At 59.7% G+C, this 17615-nt stretch carries 15 protein-coding genes and 1 pseudogene; 4 read left to right on the plus strand and 12 right to left on the minus strand.

What is annotated here, in order from left to right:
• Positions 1–141: 141 nt before the first annotated feature.
• The gene (locus ACA047_RS06965; protein ID WP_497357880.1) at positions 142–606 is read left to right on the plus strand and encodes an outer membrane lipoprotein; all 465 of its coding nucleotides are present in this window, start codon (positions 142–144) and stop codon (positions 604–606) included.
• 122 nt (positions 607–728) lie between these two features.
• Here the strand turns inward: ACA047_RS06965 and ACA047_RS06970 are convergent, their stop codons facing one another.
• The 3 genes and pseudogenes from ACA047_RS06970 to nhaA all read right to left on the minus strand — a co-directional run bounded on the left by ACA047_RS06970 (position 729) and on the right by nhaA (position 3526).
• Positions 729–959, minus strand: coding sequence for a DUF7683 domain-containing protein (locus ACA047_RS06970; protein WP_497357882.1), 231 nt, complete (start codon positions 957–959; stop codon positions 729–731).
• Positions 956–2144, minus strand: a pseudogene (locus ACA047_RS06975) (colicin E3/pyocin S6 family cytotoxin). Before ACA047_RS06975 ends, ACA047_RS06970 begins: the two are co-directional and overlap by 4 nt.
• 194 nt (positions 2145–2338) lie before the next feature.
• A complete protein-coding gene (nhaA, locus tag ACA047_RS06980) occupies positions 2339–3526 on the minus strand; it encodes a Na+/H+ antiporter NhaA (RefSeq protein WP_497357884.1) in 1188 nt (395 codons plus the stop codon).
• Positions 3527–3795: 269 nt separating this feature from the next.
• Between nhaA and ACA047_RS06985 the strand changes: the two genes are divergently transcribed.
• Positions 3796–4890 carry a PLP-dependent cysteine synthase family protein gene (locus ACA047_RS06985; RefSeq protein ID WP_497357886.1) on the plus strand — a complete coding sequence of 365 codons (1095 nt, stop codon included), beginning with the start codon at positions 3796–3798 and terminating at the stop codon, positions 4888–4890.
• A 58-nt stretch (positions 4891–4948) separates the two neighbouring features.
• Here ACA047_RS06985 and ACA047_RS06990 read toward each other — a convergent pair whose 3' ends face one another.
• The 3 genes from ACA047_RS06990 to ACA047_RS07000 form a co-directional block, all read right to left on the minus strand.
• Positions 4949–6562, minus strand: a complete 1614-nt coding sequence (locus ACA047_RS06990) for an NAD(P)/FAD-dependent oxidoreductase (RefSeq protein ID WP_497357888.1) — start codon at positions 6560–6562, stop codon at positions 4949–4951.
• Positions 6563–6636: 74 nt separating this feature from the next.
• Positions 6637–7311, minus strand: a complete 675-nt coding sequence (locus tag ACA047_RS06995; protein ID WP_497360252.1) for a COG3650 family protein — start codon at positions 7309–7311, stop codon at positions 6637–6639.
• A 186-nt stretch (positions 7312–7497) separates the two neighbouring features.
• Positions 7498–8097 carry a short chain dehydrogenase gene (locus ACA047_RS07000; protein ID WP_497357890.1) on the minus strand — a complete coding sequence of 200 codons (600 nt, stop codon included), beginning with the start codon at positions 8095–8097 and terminating at the stop codon, positions 7498–7500.
• A gap of 103 nt (positions 8098–8200) precedes the next feature.
• On the opposite strand from ACA047_RS07000, the gene ACA047_RS07005 reads away from it, so the two are divergent.
• A complete protein-coding gene (locus ACA047_RS07005) occupies positions 8201–9115 on the plus strand; it encodes a LysR family transcriptional regulator (protein WP_497357892.1) in 915 nt (304 codons plus the stop codon).
• Positions 9116–9294: 179 nt separating this feature from the next.
• On the opposite strand, the gene ACA047_RS07010 is transcribed toward ACA047_RS07005, so the two are convergent.
• The 5 genes from ACA047_RS07010 to ACA047_RS07030 all read right to left on the minus strand — a co-directional run bounded on the left by ACA047_RS07010 (position 9295) and on the right by ACA047_RS07030 (position 14307).
• On the minus strand, positions 9295–9996 hold the full coding sequence (locus ACA047_RS07010) for an ABC transporter ATP-binding protein (protein WP_063322663.1): 702 nt from the start codon (positions 9994–9996) through the stop codon (positions 9295–9297).
• Entirely contained in the window at positions 9997–10764 is a 768-nt protein-coding gene (livG, locus tag ACA047_RS07015) for a high-affinity branched-chain amino acid ABC transporter ATP-binding protein LivG (RefSeq protein ID WP_497357894.1), read from the minus strand.
• Positions 10761–12029, minus strand: a complete 1269-nt coding sequence (locus tag ACA047_RS07020) for a high-affinity branched-chain amino acid ABC transporter permease LivM (protein WP_497357896.1) — start codon at positions 12027–12029, stop codon at positions 10761–10763. The genes livG and ACA047_RS07020 overlap by 4 nt, the downstream gene beginning before the upstream one ends.
• The gene (gene livH, locus ACA047_RS07025; protein ID WP_497357898.1) at positions 12026–12949 is read right to left on the minus strand and encodes a high-affinity branched-chain amino acid ABC transporter permease LivH; all 924 of its coding nucleotides are present in this window, start codon (positions 12947–12949) and stop codon (positions 12026–12028) included. The genes ACA047_RS07020 and livH overlap by 4 nt, the downstream gene beginning before the upstream one ends.
• Before the next feature lie 230 nt (positions 12950–13179).
• Positions 13180–14307 carry a branched-chain amino acid ABC transporter substrate-binding protein gene (locus ACA047_RS07030; protein ID WP_497357900.1) on the minus strand — a complete coding sequence of 376 codons (1128 nt, stop codon included), beginning with the start codon at positions 14305–14307 and terminating at the stop codon, positions 13180–13182.
• A 340-nt stretch (positions 14308–14647) separates the two neighbouring features.
• Between ACA047_RS07030 and ACA047_RS07035 the strand changes: the two genes are divergently transcribed.
• The gene (locus tag ACA047_RS07035; RefSeq protein ID WP_497357902.1) at positions 14648–14953 is read left to right on the plus strand and encodes a DUF2288 domain-containing protein; all 306 of its coding nucleotides are present in this window, start codon (positions 14648–14650) and stop codon (positions 14951–14953) included.
• Positions 14954–15251: 298 nt separating this feature from the next.
• Here ACA047_RS07035 and ACA047_RS07040 read toward each other — a convergent pair whose 3' ends face one another.
• On the minus strand, positions 15252–17429 hold the full coding sequence (locus ACA047_RS07040; protein ID WP_497357904.1) for a hypothetical protein: 2178 nt from the start codon (positions 17427–17429) through the stop codon (positions 15252–15254).
• Between the last annotated feature and the right edge of the window lie 186 nt (positions 17430–17615).

Genomic DNA, 17615 nt, shown 5'->3' on the forward strand with positions numbered 1-17615 from the left:
ATATCGGAAATTGGCGCTACTGTTGAGATGAATTTTTCGAGCGCGACTGTATCCCACATGAAACCAATTTAATCCCGGCGAGGCCGTGACAGGCGTCAAGCTGGGGAGTTTAATGAATACCTGTCTTTTGGAGTTGATGCTATGCGTAAGTCTGTTTTGCTGGTTGCTTCCTTTTCCACGATGGCGATGTTGCTAACCGGCTGTCAGTCGAGCCTGACCGGTGATTCCTACTCCCGTGACGAAGCGCGTCGCGTGCAGACGATTCGCATGGGGACCATCGAAGCCCTGCGTCCGGTCAAGATCGAAGGCACCAAGACCCCAATCGGCGGTGTGGCCGGTGCGGTGGTGGGTGGTGTAGGCGGCAGCGCCATCGGTGGTGGCCGTGGCAGCGTCGTCGCCGCTGTGATCGGCGCCGTGGCCGGCGGCCTGATCGGCTCCGCCACCGAAGAAGGCCTGACCCGCACCCAGGGCGTGGAAATCACCGTGCGCGAAGACGACGGCAGCATGCGCGCCTACGTGCAAGAGGTTCAGGAAAACGAAGTGTTCCGTGTGGGCGAGCGGGTTCGCATCGCCACCGTGGATGGTACGAGCCGCGTAGCCCACTAAGCGGGAATGGGTAGAAGAGAACCCCGATCAGGTGACTGGTTGGGGTTTTTTTTGGTCGTTTATCTGAGTTTAATAGTAGATCAGATGAGGGGCCGTCGGCTAAATGACGAGACTATCCCTATTTAGTCGAGGCAGACGATTTGAATGATGCGGTTATCACCATTCAAGGTCGTATGGGTCCACTCTTCTATTGTTTTTATCTGCTGTGGTAACAGGTCGTAGACAAAGCAAAAGTCTTCAGGTGTTGTCCAGCCCATAAGCGCGGTCAACTGGTCCATATAAGCGCTGGGGACTTCTACAGTCTGTAATAATTCTTCGGTCGTCATGTCAAAAATTTCAACGATGGGCTTCATTTTTCTACCTTCCTTGTCGGGTCGGCGGGTTTAGTTTGTTCGCCAGTTATTGGGTTGTATTCGCCAAGATGTTTCCCTTGTTTTGTATATAGCTCGATAGCACCGTGTTGTGAGTCCCATTCATAGATTCTCCCAGCGGGATCCTTCCATCGTCGACGTTTAATGCCACCGCCACGTACGAACGTTTTGGATGGAGCAGTCTTAGCCTCTGGAAAGGCTGGAAGCAGCGACGGAGGCTTGTGGTACTTATGATCCCCCGGAACTCAGAACCACATAAACCGGCCGAACCCCTGAATCCGCCGGAAACACCAGAATGAAATCCTTGTACTGCGGCGGATAAATCGGGTCGACAATGATGCTGTCGGCCACAGTCGTCGGCGGGTAGATCCAGATGTGCGGTGCCTGGGGCGCGGCTTCCAGGGCGGGGATGCCGAGGGTGTCGGATGGGTTGGTAGCCGGGGTCCAGATCAGTTCGATGCCGTCGCCCAGGTCGGCGATGTAGTGGTCGGCGCGAGGGGTGAGGTGGACGACGTCGACCATTTCCCAGTCGCGGTTCTGGCCGGTGTAGAAACCATAACCCTTGAGGCTGCCGTCGGCCTGTTGCTCGACGCTCAGGCGCATGCGGCTGCGGGCCTGTTTCAGGTTGCGCAATTGCTCTTCGGAGTAGAGGGCACTGTCGCCCAGGCTGGAGGGCCAGAACAGTGCCACCAGGCCGGTCAACAGGCCAGCAGCGACCGTGCTGCCGACGGCGGCCCCGGTCGTCTCAAGCGCGGCACCGCCTAGGGCGAGTCCGCCCACTGCGACGGGTATCGCACTGGCGCCTATCCGCTTGAGGGGAACCGTCCCCGACTCATCTAGGCTTCTGCCGCCAAGCCATACCAGGTCGCCGTACTGCTTGACCAACTCTGCCGGTACGTAGCCGTTGGGGTTGTTGTAATCGATGATGGCGTTGGGCAGTTTGCAGCTTTTGGCGAACACACTCCCGGTCACGGACAGCGGCTTTTTATCGACCGTGGCCCAGCGCTCCTTTTCATAGGCTGCCTGCCGGGCGAGCGTGGCTTCATGAGCCTGCTGCCGGGCTTCGCGCTCGGCCAGTTCGCTGGGCGTCATGTCCCGATAGGTGACGTGATGCCCGTCACCGCCAGGCGGGTTTCGGAGCTTGGGAATGTCTTTTGTGCGTGTCACGAAGTAGCGATTCTCGTCCAGTAAATTCAGGACAGACGCTAACGCAGGGACAGATGGCTAGGGTGTAGGAGGTTTCTTGATGTGGTCGTTCCGTTTTCCTCAATACCTGTAGGGTCGGATATTGAGGGCGCAGAGCGATTTAAAGAAAGATCGCTGCACCCCGGGGATGTAGCGATCTTTCTTGCAGGCAGCAATCAGGAAGGCAAAGCAGCACGCTTGCGACTGGCTGCCGCTGTCACTGCGTAGCCCAACAGCGCTGCGAGTATCGAACCCGTGAGAATTCCCATCCGGTCCATGCCGGCGTAGTCGCTGACGCCGGGCTCGAAGGCCAGGGAGCCGACGAACAGGCTCATGGTGAAACCGATGCCACACAGGATCGCCACCCCCAGTACCTGACCCCAATTGGCGCCAGCGGGCAGGCTGGCGATGCCGATTTTCACGGCCAGCCAGGTCAGGCCGAATACGCCGACGGTCTTGCCCAGCAACAGGCCGATCGCGATCCCCATCGGTACGGGATGGGTGAAGCTCTCGACGGTGACACCGCTCAGGGACAGGCCGGCATTGGCGAACGCGAACAGCGGCAGGATGCCGTAGGCCACCCAGGGATGCAGGGCATGTTCCAGGGTCAGCAGCGGCGAGCTTTCGGCGTTTTTCGTACGCAGTGGAATGCAGAACGCCAGGGTCACCCCGGCCAGGGTGGCATGGACGCCGCTCTTGAGCACACAGACCCAGAGAATCAGGCCGACCACCATGTAGGGCCCGAGCTTGACCACACCCATCCGGTTCATGGCCACCAGCACGGCGATGCAGGCCGCTGCGAGCATCAATGACAAGGTGGACAGGGCGCCAGAGTAGAAGATGGCAATGATGATAATGGCGCCCAGGTCGTCGATGATTGCCAGGGTCATCAGGAACAGCTTGAGCGACACCGGCACCCGCTTGCCCAGCAAGGCCAGTACGCCGAGGGCGAACGCGATGTCGGTGGCCGTCGGAATCGCCCAGCCGGCGAGGGCCGGTGGATTGTCGCGGTTGAGGAACCAGTAGACCAGTGCCGGCACCACCATGCCGCCAATCGCTGCCGCACCCGGCAAGACGATTTGCGAGGGTTTCGACAACTGCCCGTCGAGCACCTCACGTTTGACTTCGAGGCCGATGAGTAGAAAGAACATCGCCATCAGGCCGTCGTTGATCCACAACAGCAAGGGCTTGGCGATTTTCAGCGCCCCGACCTGGGCCACCACCGGTGTGTCCAGCAAACCGTTGTACAGCCAGGAGAGCGACGAGTTATTGATGACCAGCGCCAGCACAGCGGCGGCGATCAGCAGTAGGCCACTGGCCGCTTCCAGCTGAAAAAAACATGTCAAAGAATTACGTAGAGGCAAGATCGCTCTCCATTCATCGAATCAAAAAGATGGCACACCCTAACCCGTACTGTTAGTTGTTAAAACAAAAGTTATATTCTTTTTTGTTATATGACGTTACAACGCCTTCGCTGCGCGGTCAGGCAGTTACCAGGCATATTGGACCTTAGCTGTACCTGTGCGCGATGTCGGTTTTTTCCTAAGCTTGTGCCTGGCTTTTCCGATACCAGGTCGTGCCTGCATGACCGCCAGGTTTCCCCCGCGTCGAACCGATCCAGTGAGAAAACACCATGAACGACCACCGCCAGTGGGCGCGTGAAGCGATCCGCATCATCGAGGCTGACTTCCAGCGCAGCGCCGATACCCACCTGATTCCGTTGCCACTGCCGGGCTTGTCGGGGATTGAGCTGTACTTCAAGGATGAGTCCAGCCACCCCACCGGCAGCCTCAAGCATCGACTGGCTCGCTCGCTGTTCCTTTACGCATTGTGTAACGGCTGGCTCAAGCCCGGTGCACCGGTGATCGAGGCCTCCAGCGGCTCGACGGCGATTTCCGAGGCTTACTTTGCAAGGTTGTTGGGCCTGCCATTTATTGCAGTGATGCCGGCGACCACTTCCAGGGAAAAAATCGCACAGATCGCCTTCTACGGTGGCCAGAGCCATCTGGTGGACGATCCTACGCAGATCTACGCCGAATCCGAACGCCTGGCCCGTGAGCATGACGGGCATTTCATCGACCAGTTCACCTACGCCGAGCGCGCCACGGACTGGCGGGCCAATAACAACATTGCCGAGTCGATCTTCCAGCAGATGCGCTTCGAGCGGCATCCGGAGCCAAGCTGGTTGATTTCCAGCCCCGGCACTGGCGGCACCACCGCCACCCTGGGGCGTTACGTACGCTATCGCCAGCACGGCACCCGCGTGTTGTGCGCCGATGCCGAGCGTTCGGTGTTCTTCGACTACTACCGCAGCGGCGATGCGAGCCTGCGCCTGGATTGCGGTTCGCGAATCGAAGGCATCGGCCGGCCCCGGGTCGAGGCATCGTTTTTACCCAAGGTCATCGACGCGATGGTCAAGGTGCCGGACGCCTTGTCGCTGGCGGCCATGCACTACCTGGCTCAGCGCTTGGGGCGACGGGTCGGCGGCTCCAGCGGTACCAACCTGATCGGCGCACTCATGGCGGCCCGGCAGATGGTAGAAGCGGGGGAGTCGGGGTCGATCGTGGCGATTTTGTGTGATGGCGGAGAGCGCTATGCCACGACCTATTACGATCCGGCGTGGCTCAAGGGCCAAGGGTATGAGTTGAGTGGGCTGATGGACGCCGTAGCGGCGAGTGTCGAGCGCGGTGAGGCGCTGCCGGAAAGTGTTCTGCGGGCCAATATCTGAAAACTTGAAGCACCGGGGCCAATGTGGGAGCAAGCCTGCTCCCACATTGGAGGGCGTGTCAGGCTTCGAGGCCGAGGATATCCCGTGCCACTGCCTCGGCAATCCGGATCCCGTCCACGCCCGCCGACAGAATCCCGCCCGCGTAACCGGCACCTTCGCCTGCCGGGAAGAGGCCCTTCACGTTCAGGCTCTGCAGCGATTCGTTGCGGGTAATGCGCAGCGGCGACGAGGTGCGGGTTTCGATGCCGGTGAGCACGGCGTCGTGCAGCGAATAGCCACGAATCTGTTTCTCGAACGCCGGCAGGGCTTCGCGGATGGCTTCGATGGCAAAGTCCGGCAGGGCCAGGGCCAGGTCGCCCAGCGAAACCCCTGGCTTGTAGGACGGTTCGACGCTGCCCAATGCCGTAGACGGCTTGCCGGCGATGAAATCGCCGACCAGTTGCGCCGGGGCTTCGTAGTTACTGCCGCCAAGCACGAAGGCGTGGGATTCCAGACGCTCCTGCAGCTCGATCCCCGCCAGTGGGCCGCCCGGGTAATCCACTTCCGGGGTAATGCCGACGACGATGCCGGAGTTAGCGTTGCGCTCGTTGCGCGAGTACTGGCTCATGCCGTTGGTCACGACGCGGTTCGGTTCGGAGGTGGCCGCCACTACGGTACCGCCCGGGCACATGCAGAAGCTGTACACCGAGCGACCATTCTTGGCGTGGTGCACCAGTTTGTAGTCGGCTGCGCCGAGTTTCGGGTGACCGGCGTACTTGCCCAGCCGTGCGCTGTCGATCAGTGACTGCGGGTGTTCAATGCGAAACCCCACCGAGAACGGTTTGGCCTCCATGTACACGCCGCGGCTGTGGAGCATGCGGAATGTGTCCCGGGCGCTGTGGCCCAGGGCCAGGATCACATGTTTCGAATGAATGCGTTCGCCGCCGGCCAGCTCGACGCCGACCAGCTGGCCGTCCTCTATCAGGACATCCGTGACCCGCTGCTGGAAGCGTACTTCCCCGCCCAGCGCGCGAATCTGCTCACGCATGTTTTCCACTACGCCTGTCAGACGGAACGTACCGATGTGTGGCTTGCTGACGTAGAGGATTTCTTCCGGCGCGCCGGCCTTGACGAACTCGTGCAGCACCTTGCGGCCAAGGAATTTCGGGTCCTTGATCTGGCTGTAGAGCTTGCCATCGGAAAACGTCCCTGCACCGCCTTCGCCGAATTGCACGTTGGATTCGGGGTTGAGCACGCTTTTGCGCCACAGGCCCCAGGTGTCCTTGGTGCGCTGGCGCACTTCCGGGCCGCGCTCAAGGACGATTGGCTTGAAGCCCATCTGCGCCAGCAACATCGCGGCGAAGATCCCGCACGGGCCGAAGCCGACCACGATCGGCCGCTCGCCCAGGTCAGCCGGCGCCTGGCCAACCACTTTGTAGCTGACATCCGGTGCTTGGTTGACGTTACGGTCATCGGCGAACTTGCGCAGCAGGCTGGCTTCATCGCGCACCGTCAGGTCGACGGTGTAGATGAAACACAGTTCAAAGGTTTTTTTGCGTGCGTCGTAGCTGCGCTTGAACAAGGTGAAGTCGAGCAGGTCATCGCTGGCGATGCCCAGGCGCTGCACGATGGCAGGGCGCAGATCTTCTTCGGGATGGTCGATCGGCAGCTTGAGTTCGGTGATTCGTAACATGACGGGATCCGGTTCGCGGGGCGCACAACTGCGCCAGGGCGTGAACCGGCGATTATAAGCCAAAAAACGTCGAATCAGTCGTTGCGCCCGCCACCGAAGTAAGCGCAGCCACGCTGGACCTGGCCATTGACCCGCAGCTCGGCGCTCATGTGCTGCACGCTGCCGGTAACGGTGTCGACGCAGCGCTGGGGGGCGAGCCAGAGCTCGACCTCCTGGCCGTTGGCTTCGGTGCTGAGGTTGAAGCGGCCGTCGCCCAGTTGCTCTTCAACGTAAGGCACCGCCAGCGGCGGCTGGCCCTCGCGTTCGAGCGCCAGGCCCTTGCCGCTGGCCTTGAGGTTCCACTCGGGGCCATGACCGGCGGCGCGCAAAACCAGCAGTTTGAAATTACTGTCATTACACGCGGCGCCGGAGCGCTCCATGCGATACAGCTGTTCCAGGTCCAATTGGCTATCGGTACCGGCCGTTGTGCTGGAGACGATACGGCCCCGGACATCGGCAAACAGCTTGCCCTGGTCATCGGCCAGGGTGGCGGCTTGCTGCAACACGCTGGTACCACCGGTGTCGTTGACGATGTAACGGCGCTGTTCCTGGCACGGCTGGAACACCAGCTTGCCATCGGCCGCCGTGAGCTCGCCCTGCATGCGCGTCTGGCCGACGTGGGAAGCGCTCTGACGCGGGGCGTCGAGCAATTGGCAGCCGGCGAAGAGCGGCAGGAGGGCGATAAATAGCAGGGAGCGGGCGGCACGCATCATTGAGTCTCCAGACAGGTGCCGCCACGTTACTCAGACTGATCCCACACCACAACCCGTAGGAGCTGTCGAGTGCAACGAGGCTGCGATCTTGCCCCGGACAATTGAGTCGCGAGCGAAAGATCAAAATCAAAAGATCGCAGCCTTCGGCAGCTCCTACAGGGAGAGTACGCAGCGAAACGGTGTTTAACCGACGTGAAAGGTCTGACCGGTTTGCAGGCCTTCGACGCTCTTGGCGTAGGCCAATGCAACATCGGCAGCCGGCACCGGTTTGAAACCACGGAAGTACGGGGCGTACTTGTCCATGGCCTCCAGCAGTACGTTCGGGCTCACCGAGTTGACCCGCAGGCCCCGTGGCAACTCGATTGCCGCCGCGCGCACGAAACTGTCCAGCGCCCCGTTGACCAGGGCTGCCGACGCGCCACTCTTGATCGGGTCGTGGCTGAGCACGCCGGTGGTGAAGGTGAAGGACGCCCCGTCGTTGGCGAATTCACGACCGATCAGCAGCAGGTTGACCTGGCCCATCAGCTTGTCTTTCAGGCCCAGGGCGAAGCTTTCTTCTGTCATGTCACCCAGGGGTGCAAAGGTGACATTGCCTGCCGCGCAGATCAGGGCATCGAAGCGTCCGGTCTTTTCGAACAGGGCGCGGATCGAGGCGCTGTCGCTGATATCCACCTGCAACTCACCGCTGTGGCGGCCGATCCGAACGATTTCGTGGCGGGGCGACAGTTCGTTATCAATAGCCGAACCGACGGTGCCGTTGGCGCCGATCAACAGGATTTTCATTGGCTGTTCCTCAATGGGTGAATGAGTTTTCAGTCTAGAGAGGTTCTTTGCATTGATAATTGTGCTAATAGGAAACCTTTGGTTTTCATTTGGAAACAATCCAGTGAGTGAGATGGATGATCTGGCGGCGTTTGCCGTATTGATGGAGGCCGGCAGTTTTACCCTGGCGGCCCAGCAGTTGGGGTGCAGCAAGGGCCAGTTGTCCAAGCGCATCAGCCTGTTGGAGAGCCGGTTTGGCGTGGTGTTGCTGCAACGCACCACGCGGCGCCTGAGCCTTACGACGGCCGGGGCGGCGTTGTTGCCCCAGGCCCAGGCGTTGCTGGTGCAGGTGGAAAGGGCGCGTCAGGCGTTGGCTCGGTTGAAGGACGACATTTGCGGGCCGGTGCGTATGACGGTGCCGGTATCGTTGGGTGAAACCTTCTTTGAAGGTCTGCTGACGGAGTTCGCGCGCACTTACCCCGACGTGCAGATCGAACTGGAGCTCAACAACGGCTACCGCGATCTGACCCGCGATGGCTTCGACCTGGCGATCCGCTCCGACGCCGCCATCGATGAGCGATTGGTGGCCCGGCCGCTGCTGGCCTGGCACGAAATGACCTGCGCCAGCCCGGCCTACCTTGAACGCTATGGCGCACCTGAAACCCCTCAGGCCCTGGCCGAGCACCGTTGCCTGCTCAACAGCCATTACAGCGGCCGGGAAGAATGGCTTTATCACCAGCAACATGAACTGCTGCGGGTCCGGGTGTCAGGGCCGTTCGCCAGCAACCACTACAGCCTGTTGAAAAAAGCGGCATTGGCCGGCGCCGGAATCGCCCGACTGCCGTCTTACTTGCTGAACGAGGAATTGGCCGACGGACGCCTGCGCTGGTTGCTGCGCGATTACCAGACCCGTCGCATGCCGATGTACCTGGTGCATCCGTATCAGGGCGGCCTGCCCAAGCGCACCCAGGTGCTGGCTGACTATTTGATCGCGTGGTTCAAGCGCAGCGGCGAGGCGCTGGATCGCCTCCAGCAATAACCAACACCGAAACCCGTGGCGAGGGAGCTTGCTCCCGCTGGGCTGCGTAGCGGCCCTCGACTTCTTTACGGTCGCTGCGCAACCGAGCGGGAGCAAGCTCCCTCGCCACAAAATGTGTTCGCTTGAAATCAGGGCAAAAAAAACGGCCCAAAGGCCGTTTCTTTTTCACTGCAACAGACTCAACCGCCCAGATACGCCTCGCGCACTTTCGGATCGGTCAGCAGCGCTTCACCGGTGCCTTGCATCACCACGCGACCGTTCTCCAGCACGTACGCCCGGTCAGCGATTTTCAGCGCCTGGTTGGCGTTCTGCTCCACCAGGAACACCGTCACGCCATCCTTGCGCAGCTGTTCGATGATGTCGAAGATCTGCTGGATGATGATCGGCGCCAGGCCCAGGGAAGGCTCGTCGAGCAGCAGCAGCTTGGGCTTGCTCATCAGCGCGCGGCCGATGGCAAGCATTTGCTGTTCGCCGCCGGACATGGTGCCGCCGCGCTGGGTAAAGCGTTCCTTCAGGCGTGGGAAAAGGTGCAGCACCTTATCCATCTGTTCCTGATAGTCGCCCTTGTCGGTGAAAAATCCGCCCATGGCGAGGTTTTCCTCCACGGTCAGCCGGGCAAATACCCGACGGCCTTCCGGCACCACCGCGATGCTCTTGCGCATGATGTGCGACGAGTCCTGCCCCACCAGTTCCTCACCCATGTAGCGGATGCTGCCGCTGTGGGCCTGGGGCGAACCGCAGAGGGTCATCAGCAGGGTGGATTTGCCGGCGCCGTTGGCACCGATCAGCGTCACGATTTCGCCCTGGCGGACTTCGACGTTGACGCTGTGCAGGGCCTGGATCTTGCCGTAGAAGGTGGAAACGTTTTCGAACTGCAGCATTTACGCTTCCCCCAGGTAGGCTTTGATCACTTCAGGATTGTCGCGGATCTGTTCCGGCGAGCCGTCGGCCAGGGGAGTGCCCTGGTTGATCACGACGATGTGGTCGGAAATGCTCATGACCAGTTTCATGTCGTGCTCGATCAGCAGCACGGTCACGTTGTGCTCCTCACGCAGCATGCCAATCAGGGCTTTCAGGTCTTCGGTTTCCTTCGGGTTCAAGCCGGCGGCCGGTTCGTCGAGCATGAGGATCCGTGGACGGGTCATCATGCAGCGGGCGATTTCCAGGCGTCGCTGCTGACCATAGGCCAGGGTCCCGGCGGTACGGTTGGCAAACTCCTTGAGGTTGACCTTTTCCAGCCAGTACTCGGCGTACTCCATGGCCTCGCGTTCGCTCTTGCGAAACGCCGGGGTCTTGAACAGGCCGGCAAAGAAGTTGGTGTTCAGGTGACGATGCTGGGCGATCAACAGGTTCTCGACCGCCGTCATGTCCTTGAACAGCCGCACGTTCTGGAAGGTACGCACCACACCCTTGCGGGCGATGTGATGGCCGGCCAGCCCCTGGATCGGCTCGCCGTCCAGCAGGATGGTGCCGCCAGTGGGCTGATAGAAACCGGTCAGGCAGTTGAACACGGTGGTCTTGCCCGCGCCGTTCGGCCCGATCAATGCAACCACCTGTTTCTCTTTTACGGTCAGGGCCACGCCGTTGACCGCCAGCAAGCCGCCGAAGCGCATGCTTAAATTTTCAACCTTGAGAATCTCGCGGCTCATTTGCGCAGCTCCGCTCTTAGTTTAAGTTCGGGGCGTTGCATCGGCAGCAGACCTTGAGGACGCCAGATCATCATCAGCACCATCAGGGCGCCGAACATCAACATGCGGTATTCACTGAACTCACGCATCATTTCCGGCAGCAGGATCATCACGATCGCCGCCAGGATCACACCCAGTTGCGAGCCCATCCCGCCCAGCACCACGATGGCAAGGATGATCGCCGACTCGATGAAGGTGAACGATTCCGGCGTTACCAGACCCTGACGGGCAGCGAAGAAACTGCCGGCAAAACCAGCGAACGCGGCACCGAGGGTGAAGGCCGACAGCTTGATGATGGTTGGATTGAGACCCAGCGCACGGCAGGCGATTTCGTCCTCACGCAGTGCTTCCCACGCGCGGCCAATAGGCATGCGCAGCAGGCGGTTGATGACGAACAGCGCAGCCAGGGCCAGCAACAGCGCAACCAGGTAGAGGAAAATCACCTTGTTGATCGAGTTGTATTCCAGGCCGAAGTACTCGTGGAAGGTCTGCAGGCCTTCAGCGGCTTTACGTTCGAAGGTCAGGCCGAAGAACGTCGGTTTCTCGATGTTGCTGATGCCGTTCGGGCCGCCGGTGATGTCGGTCAGGTTGCGCAGGAACAAACGGATGATTTCGCCAAAGCCCAGGGTCACGATTGCCAGGTAGTCGCCGCGCAAACGCAGCACCGGGAAGCCCAGCAGGAAGCCGAAGGTTGCAGCCATCATCCCGGCGATCGGCAGGCAGATCCAGAAGCTCAGGCCGAAGTAATGGGACAGCAGCGCGTAGCTGTAGGCACCGACGGCGTAGAAGCCGACGTAACCCAGGTCCAGCAGACCGGCCAGGCCCACCACGATGTTCAGGCCAAGGCCCAGCATCACGTAGATCAGGATCAGCGTGGCGATGTCCACCGCACCGCGAGAACCGAAGAACGGCCACACCAGTGCCACGACGATCAGGGCCAGCACGATCCAGCGCTGGGTGGTCGGCAGGGTCAGGAAGTTGCTGGCCTTGGCCGGGATCACTGGCAGGCCGGGCGAAGCTTTCCAGACTGCGCTGATCTGCGTGCTGAACAGCACGCGCAGGAACATCAGTACCGAACACACGGCGATGGCCGCCAGGGTGGCGGGGCTGGTGCCGTGCACTTCGAGGTTGATGCCGACGATGGTCAGTTTAAGACCGAGTACCGGATAGGCCACGGCCCAGACCAGCAGGGCGCTGAAGAGCGCCGATTTGAGATGCCTAGTCATACTTTCTCAACCTCCGGGCGGCCCAGGATGCCGGTCGGCCGGAATAACAGAACCAGAACCAACAAGCCGAATGCCACGACGTCCTTGTACTGGTCGCCGAAGATGTCGGCGCCAAAGGCTTCCGCTACGCCCAGCACCAGCCCGCCGAGCATGGCTCCGGGGATGCTGCCGATGCCGCCCAATACCGCGGCGGTGAAGGCTTTGAGGCCCACGAGGAAACCGGCGTTGGGGTTGATCACGCCGTATTGCATGCTCAACAGCACCGCGGCGATGGCCGCCAGGGCCGCACCGATGACGAAGGTCAGGGCGATGATGTTGTTGGTGTTGATGCCCAGCAGGTTGGCCATCTTGATGTCTTCGGCGCAGGCACGGCAGGCGCGACCCAGGCGGGAACGAGAGATGAACAGTGTGAGGCCGAGCATGGCGACCAGGGTCACCACGAACACCACGATTTGCATGTAGGAAATCATCACTTCATGTGCCCCGCCTGGCCCGATGGAAAAGTTGCCCGGGATCAGGTTGGGAATGGATTTGTCCTTGGAGTCTTGCGAAAGCAGTACCGTGTTTTGCAGGAAAATCGACATACCGATGGCCGAAATCAGCGGGATCAGACGGTTGCTGCCGCGCAGGGGGCGGTAGGCGATCCGTTCGATGCTGTAGCCATACGAACTGGTGACCACGATGCTCGCGATGAACGCTGCGGTCATCAATAGCGGGACACTGTCGAGTCCCATCATGCTCAGCCCGGCGATGGCGATGAACGCCACGTAGGAGCCGATCATGTACACCTCGCCGTGGGCGAAGTTGATCATTCCAATGATGCCGTAAACCATCGTATAGCCGATGGCGATCAGGGCATACGTGCTGCCAACGGTCAGGCCGTTAACCAGCTGCTGGAAGAAGTGATAGAGGTCAGGCATTACAGCGCTCCTAAAAACCTGATACGCATTTCACTGGTGGAGTCATTTTCCCGCCTGGGCCCCGTGGATCTGCATCCACTTCGAACACCAGGTTTGCCAGCGAACCGCTGATGACGGTTTTGAGATTTTCAGGTGGGGAGACTGGCGGATCACGCCAGCGCGGCCCAATACATTTAAAACAAAGCCCACGGCACGCCGTGGGCTTTATTGGCAGTCAGTCAGGCCAGGCCTTACTGAGGCGAAGCTTCGGTTTTAGGTTTGCCGAAATGCCATTCGTAAACCACGAACTTGAAGTCTTTCAGGTCGCCATTCTTGTCGAAGCTCAGGTCACCGGTCGGCGTCTTGAAGGTGCCGGCGTGAATGGCTTCGGCCACTTTGGCCGCGTCTTCGCTCTTGGCGGCCTTGATGCCTTCGGCGATCACTTCCACAGCGGAGTAGGACGGGAACACGAACGGACCGCTCGGGTCTTCTTTCTTGGCTTTGAACGCGTCAGCCAGGGCGATGTTGGCCGGATCCTGGTCGAAGGATTTCGGCAGGGTCACCAGCAGGCCTTCGGAAGCATCCTTGGCAATCTGGGAGATCGAGTCGTTACCCACGCCTTCCGGACCCATGAACTTGGCTTTCAGGCCTTTTTCCTGGGATTGACGCAGGATCAGACCCAGTTCCGGGTGGTAGCCGCCGTAGTAGACGAAGTCGACGTTGGCCTGCTTGAGCTTGGCGATGATCGAGGAGAAGTCCTTGTCGCCGGCATTCACGCCTTCGAACACGGCCACTTTCACGCCTTTGGCTTCGAGGGTTTTCTTCACGGCGCTGGCGATGCCTTCACCGTATTGCTGCTTGTCGTGCAGGACCGCAACGGTTTTCGGCTTGACGTGGTCGGCGATGTAGTTGCCGGCCGCAGGGCCTTGGGCGCTGTCCAGGCCGATGGTGCGGAAGATCATTTTGTAGCCGCGAGCGGTGATGTCCGGGCTGGTAGCAGCCGGAGTGATCATGACCACGCCTTCGTCTTCATAGATGTCCGAAGCCGGTTGGGTGGAGCTGGAGCACAGGTGGCCGACCACGAACTTGACGCCGTCGTTGACGACCTTGTTCGCGACCGCGACCGCTTGTTTTGGATCACAGGCGTCATCGTATTCAACGGCTTCAAGCTTTTTGCCGTCGACGCCGCCCTTGGCGTTGATTTGCTCAATGGCCATTTTGGCGCCGCTGAACTGCATGTCGCCGTATTGGGCTACAGGGCCGGTCTTGGGGCCGGCGATGCCGATCTTGATGGTGTCGGCGGCGAACGAATGGCTGGCAACCCCAGCCAGAACCATAGCGGCAAACAGTTTGGAAATCTGCTTAGTAGCCTTAGTCATAGTGCTCCACTCATGCTGTTGTAATTTTTATAGTCCTGGCGCCGTAGCAGCAGAACCGGGTCAGATATCTTGGATATCCTCGCGGAAAATGCCCCCGGCAACTGTACCGGTACAGTGTAGAGCGCCGATTGTTGGCAAGGGAAGCTGGCGCTTGGGGGCAAAACCTGAGGGTGTCGCTTTATTGAAAGAAAAAGTCAGAATGGCGGCGGAGGTTGTCCGGTGATATCGGCAATCCTTGGCTTTCCTGCGCTTTTCAATCGGTACTTCAATTGCTACTGGGTTTTTCTGCCAGACCACCGACGTTATTATTCGCGCCGATTTTCTTTTCCGGACAGGTCCCATGAATCAAGAACCTAGCACCCTCTATGCCAAACTGCTTGGTGAAACCGCATCCATCACCTGGAAAGAGCTGGAGCCGTTCTTCGCCAAGGGTGCCCTATTGTGGGTCGACCCGGCACTGGATTTGATTGCCGCTGCCGAGGCCGTCGCCCAGGACGAAGGTGACAAAGTGGCCGCGTGGCTGGCCGCCGACCAGGTCACCAAGCTGTCTGAAACGCGGGCGCTGGATTTTTTTGAGCGTGATCCGCTGCTTTGGGCGGTGGTGGTTTCTCCGTGGATTATGGTCCAGGAAAGGGCGTCCAATTAATTCGAGCACCAAGTTGGTTCGTGTTTTTTTGCCGGCCGAAAGTGTGTAGGTGAGTAGCGTGATGGCATCCTGCCGTGGTGAAACGCCACAAGGTAGGGTGACGTATACGTAACGGGAACAGTTTATGGGGCAGCCTTGGGGCTGCTTAATTGTTTCTGGATGTTGTTTTGTGGTGTATTCGATACCGCCATCGCGAGCAGGTTCGCTCCCACAGTGGACCGGGTTTCTTCAGGAAAACCCGATCAAATGTGGGAGCGAGCCTGCTCGCTATTAGGGGCGACGCGGTGCTGCGCCTGCCTCAATAAGTCTTGCCAGTATGGTTATTCAAAGAAATAACCTTGGTCTTGCCAATGCGGTGACGGTAGATCTCGCGCAGGTACTTGATGGCCTTCTTCACGCAGTCGCGTGACAGGCGGATGTCGTTGATCGAGACGAACTTGTCTTTGTCGCTGATCAGCTCGCGGTACTTCTTCTCATACATCGGCTTGATCGCATACCAGTTGGTGTCGAGGATTTTTGCCGGGTTTTCGAACTCGTTGAGCAGGTCGTCGATCCGTTCTTCGTCGAAGTCTTCATTGATGATGAAGTCCAGGATCGAGTTGTCCAGGGTGTCGTCGAAACGGTACGGGGTGCGCGCAAAGCAGCGTTTGATAAAGGCCACGATCAGGGTCAGGAAGTCATCCGACAGGCACGGGCTCTTGGCGATCAGGGTGGTCAGCGACAGGTTGGCCGAGGCGCCGATCACCAGCGCGTAACGCTTGAGGGTGGTGTTGGGGAACAGGCTGTTGAGGTGGGTCTTGAGCCGGTTCAGGTCCATGTAGGACAGTTTGTAGTCCTTGGGCAGGGAGACGATGGACACCACCGACGAGCAGTTCTTGAAGAAGTGCAGGTCATGCAGCGCGGCGGCGTCGTAGCCGGAATTCTTGTACTGCTCCAGCGAGGCCCGATAGCGCTTGGATTCAATAGGCAGCAGGCTGATGCCTTCGATGGCCTGGGTGACTTTGTTGAAGTGCGGCAGGTCGATGGAGCGGAAGAACAGGTCGTCGATGTTCAGGCGCGGCGGCTCTTTCTCGAACACCTTGAATTTGTCGCCACTGGGCGCCGGGGTTTCCGGGACCACGGACTCGGCGTAGGCAATTGCTACCGGGCCGGCCAGGCTCATGAACAGGTCGTTGGCGTCCAGGCGAATGGTTTCGCCAATGTCGATGCCGGCACGACGGAAATAGTTCTGGTCGTAGTCGGTGGTCACGGCCTGGGCCGTCAGGATGTTGAAAATCTGTTGGGAGATGTACTGGTTGGCGTGCTTTTCCATGGCATTGACATCAATGTTCTGGATGTTGCCGTCATCGCTTTCTTCGGCGTAGCGCATGATGTCGTTGGAGATCAGCATCATTGCGTTCCAGGGGCGGATACGGCCCATGACGCTGGCTTCGCTGCTGTCTTCGTTGGCGAAGTTGTACGAGAAATCCCATTCTTCCGACAAGTATTTACACAGCAGGCGGCCGGCGTTGATGTGCAGCGCTTCGGACATTTCGCTGCGGTGATCGGAAATGTTCGGCAGCACGCAGATGCCGCTGGTGAAGATCGGCTCGAAGACGAAGGAGTGACCGCTCTTGCTGTCGTGTTCGTCCATCGGCTTGGTGTCGAATGTCTTGTTCATGTACGAGTACTGCTGGGCCAGGCCGAATTCCGAGGCCATGCCCGAACCGGTACCGCCGCCGGCACTGAAGATAGAGAAGTACAGGCGTGACTGGTTGGCCTTGATGCCGCAGCTGTCGATCAGGTACGAGTGGATCATTTTCCAGTCGGGGCTGGAGAAGCGCTGGGTGTCCTTGTTCAGGATGATCTTGGCCAGGTACTGGCCCAGGATTGGCGCGTTACCGGCGCCACCGGCGTGGACTTCCGACAAGTCCATGATTTTCATTTTGCTGTAGTCGCGCAAAAAGCCACTTTTCTCGCCCTTGCGCGAGAAACGGATGCGCCCGGCGATGTCCTTGTCCAAGTCGCCGAGCATCACCAGCGGTTCCACCAGGAACACCGGTTTGCTGGCCTTGTTGGTGCCCAGGCGCAGGTTATTGCGGATCCATTGCGCAGGGCTGTAGCCCTTGTCGCCGTAGTTTTTGTCCTCGGCATTGAACTCGTTGAGGTAGAACTTGCGGGCGTTGTACACCAGTTCCGCCACGTCCAGGGCGATGTTGGAGCCGCAGCGCCCCAGGCCAATCAGGCACACCGACGGAAACTCCTGCTGGTCTCGTTCGCTTTCATCGTCCACCAAGTGCGGCGGGCGCGGGAACACGCTGTCGCGCAGGCCGTCGAGGTTGTCGAGGATACGGTCGGTGTTGGTTTCGGTGAAATACAGATATTGCTGAGTCGACAGGGGTCGCGAGTTGCTCGATGGTTTCGGGGCTTGAGGGCCATTGGCGGCCGGGCTCAGGGTCAGATCGGATACTGCAGTGGCTGTTTTTTTTGAGGTCATTGTGCGCCATATGCCTGAACTGGTTGGCTCGATGATCGCTGTCATCGAACCATCGCGGATGGGAGCTCGCGTCCTTGAAGGCGCGAATGTCGGCCCAAGCGTTCAGGGCAGCAGCCTGAGCAGCGCTCGGGAGAATCTTTCTTAATCATTTGGAGTCGGCCATTGTCCGACGATCTTTAATCAAGA

Source organism: Pseudomonas sp. LBUM1664 (genome assembly GCF_059695895.1).

Bases quoted from the DNA above. Each gene is read 5' to 3' on its own strand.
- ACA047_RS06965 (WP_497357880.1), top strand. From the start codon at position 142: ATGCGTAAGTCTGTTTTGCTGGTTGCTTCCTTTTCCACGATGGCGATG.
- ACA047_RS06970 (WP_497357882.1), bottom strand. From the start codon at position 959: ATGAAGCCCATCGTTGAAATTTTTGACATGACGACCGAAGAATTATTA.
- ACA047_RS06985 (WP_497357886.1), top strand. From the start codon at position 3,796: ATGAACGACCACCGCCAGTGGGCGCGTGAAGCGATCCGCATCATCGAG.
- ACA047_RS06990 (WP_497357888.1), bottom strand. From the start codon at position 6,562: ATGTTACGAATCACCGAACTCAAGCTGCCGATCGACCATCCCGAAGAA.
- ACA047_RS06995 (WP_497360252.1), bottom strand. From the start codon at position 7,311: ATGCGTGCCGCCCGCTCCCTGCTATTTATCGCCCTCCTGCCGCTCTTC.
- ACA047_RS07000 (WP_497357890.1), bottom strand. From the start codon at position 8,097: ATGAAAATCCTGTTGATCGGCGCCAACGGCACCGTCGGTTCGGCTATT.
- ACA047_RS07010 (WP_063322663.1), bottom strand. From the start codon at position 9,996: ATGCTGCAGTTCGAAAACGTTTCCACCTTCTACGGCAAGATCCAGGCC.
- livG (WP_497357894.1), bottom strand. From the start codon at position 10,764: ATGAGCCGCGAGATTCTCAAGGTTGAAAATTTAAGCATGCGCTTCGGC.
- ACA047_RS07020 (WP_497357896.1), bottom strand. From the start codon at position 12,029: ATGACTAGGCATCTCAAATCGGCGCTCTTCAGCGCCCTGCTGGTCTGG.
- livH (WP_497357898.1), bottom strand. From the start codon at position 12,949: ATGCCTGACCTCTATCACTTCTTCCAGCAGCTGGTTAACGGCCTGACC.
- ACA047_RS07030 (WP_497357900.1), bottom strand. From the start codon at position 14,307: ATGACTAAGGCTACTAAGCAGATTTCCAAACTGTTTGCCGCTATGGTT.
- ACA047_RS07035 (WP_497357902.1), top strand. From the start codon at position 14,648: ATGAATCAAGAACCTAGCACCCTCTATGCCAAACTGCTTGGTGAAACC.
- ACA047_RS07040 (WP_497357904.1), bottom strand. From the start codon at position 17,429: ATGACCTCAAAAAAAACAGCCACTGCAGTATCCGATCTGACCCTGAGC.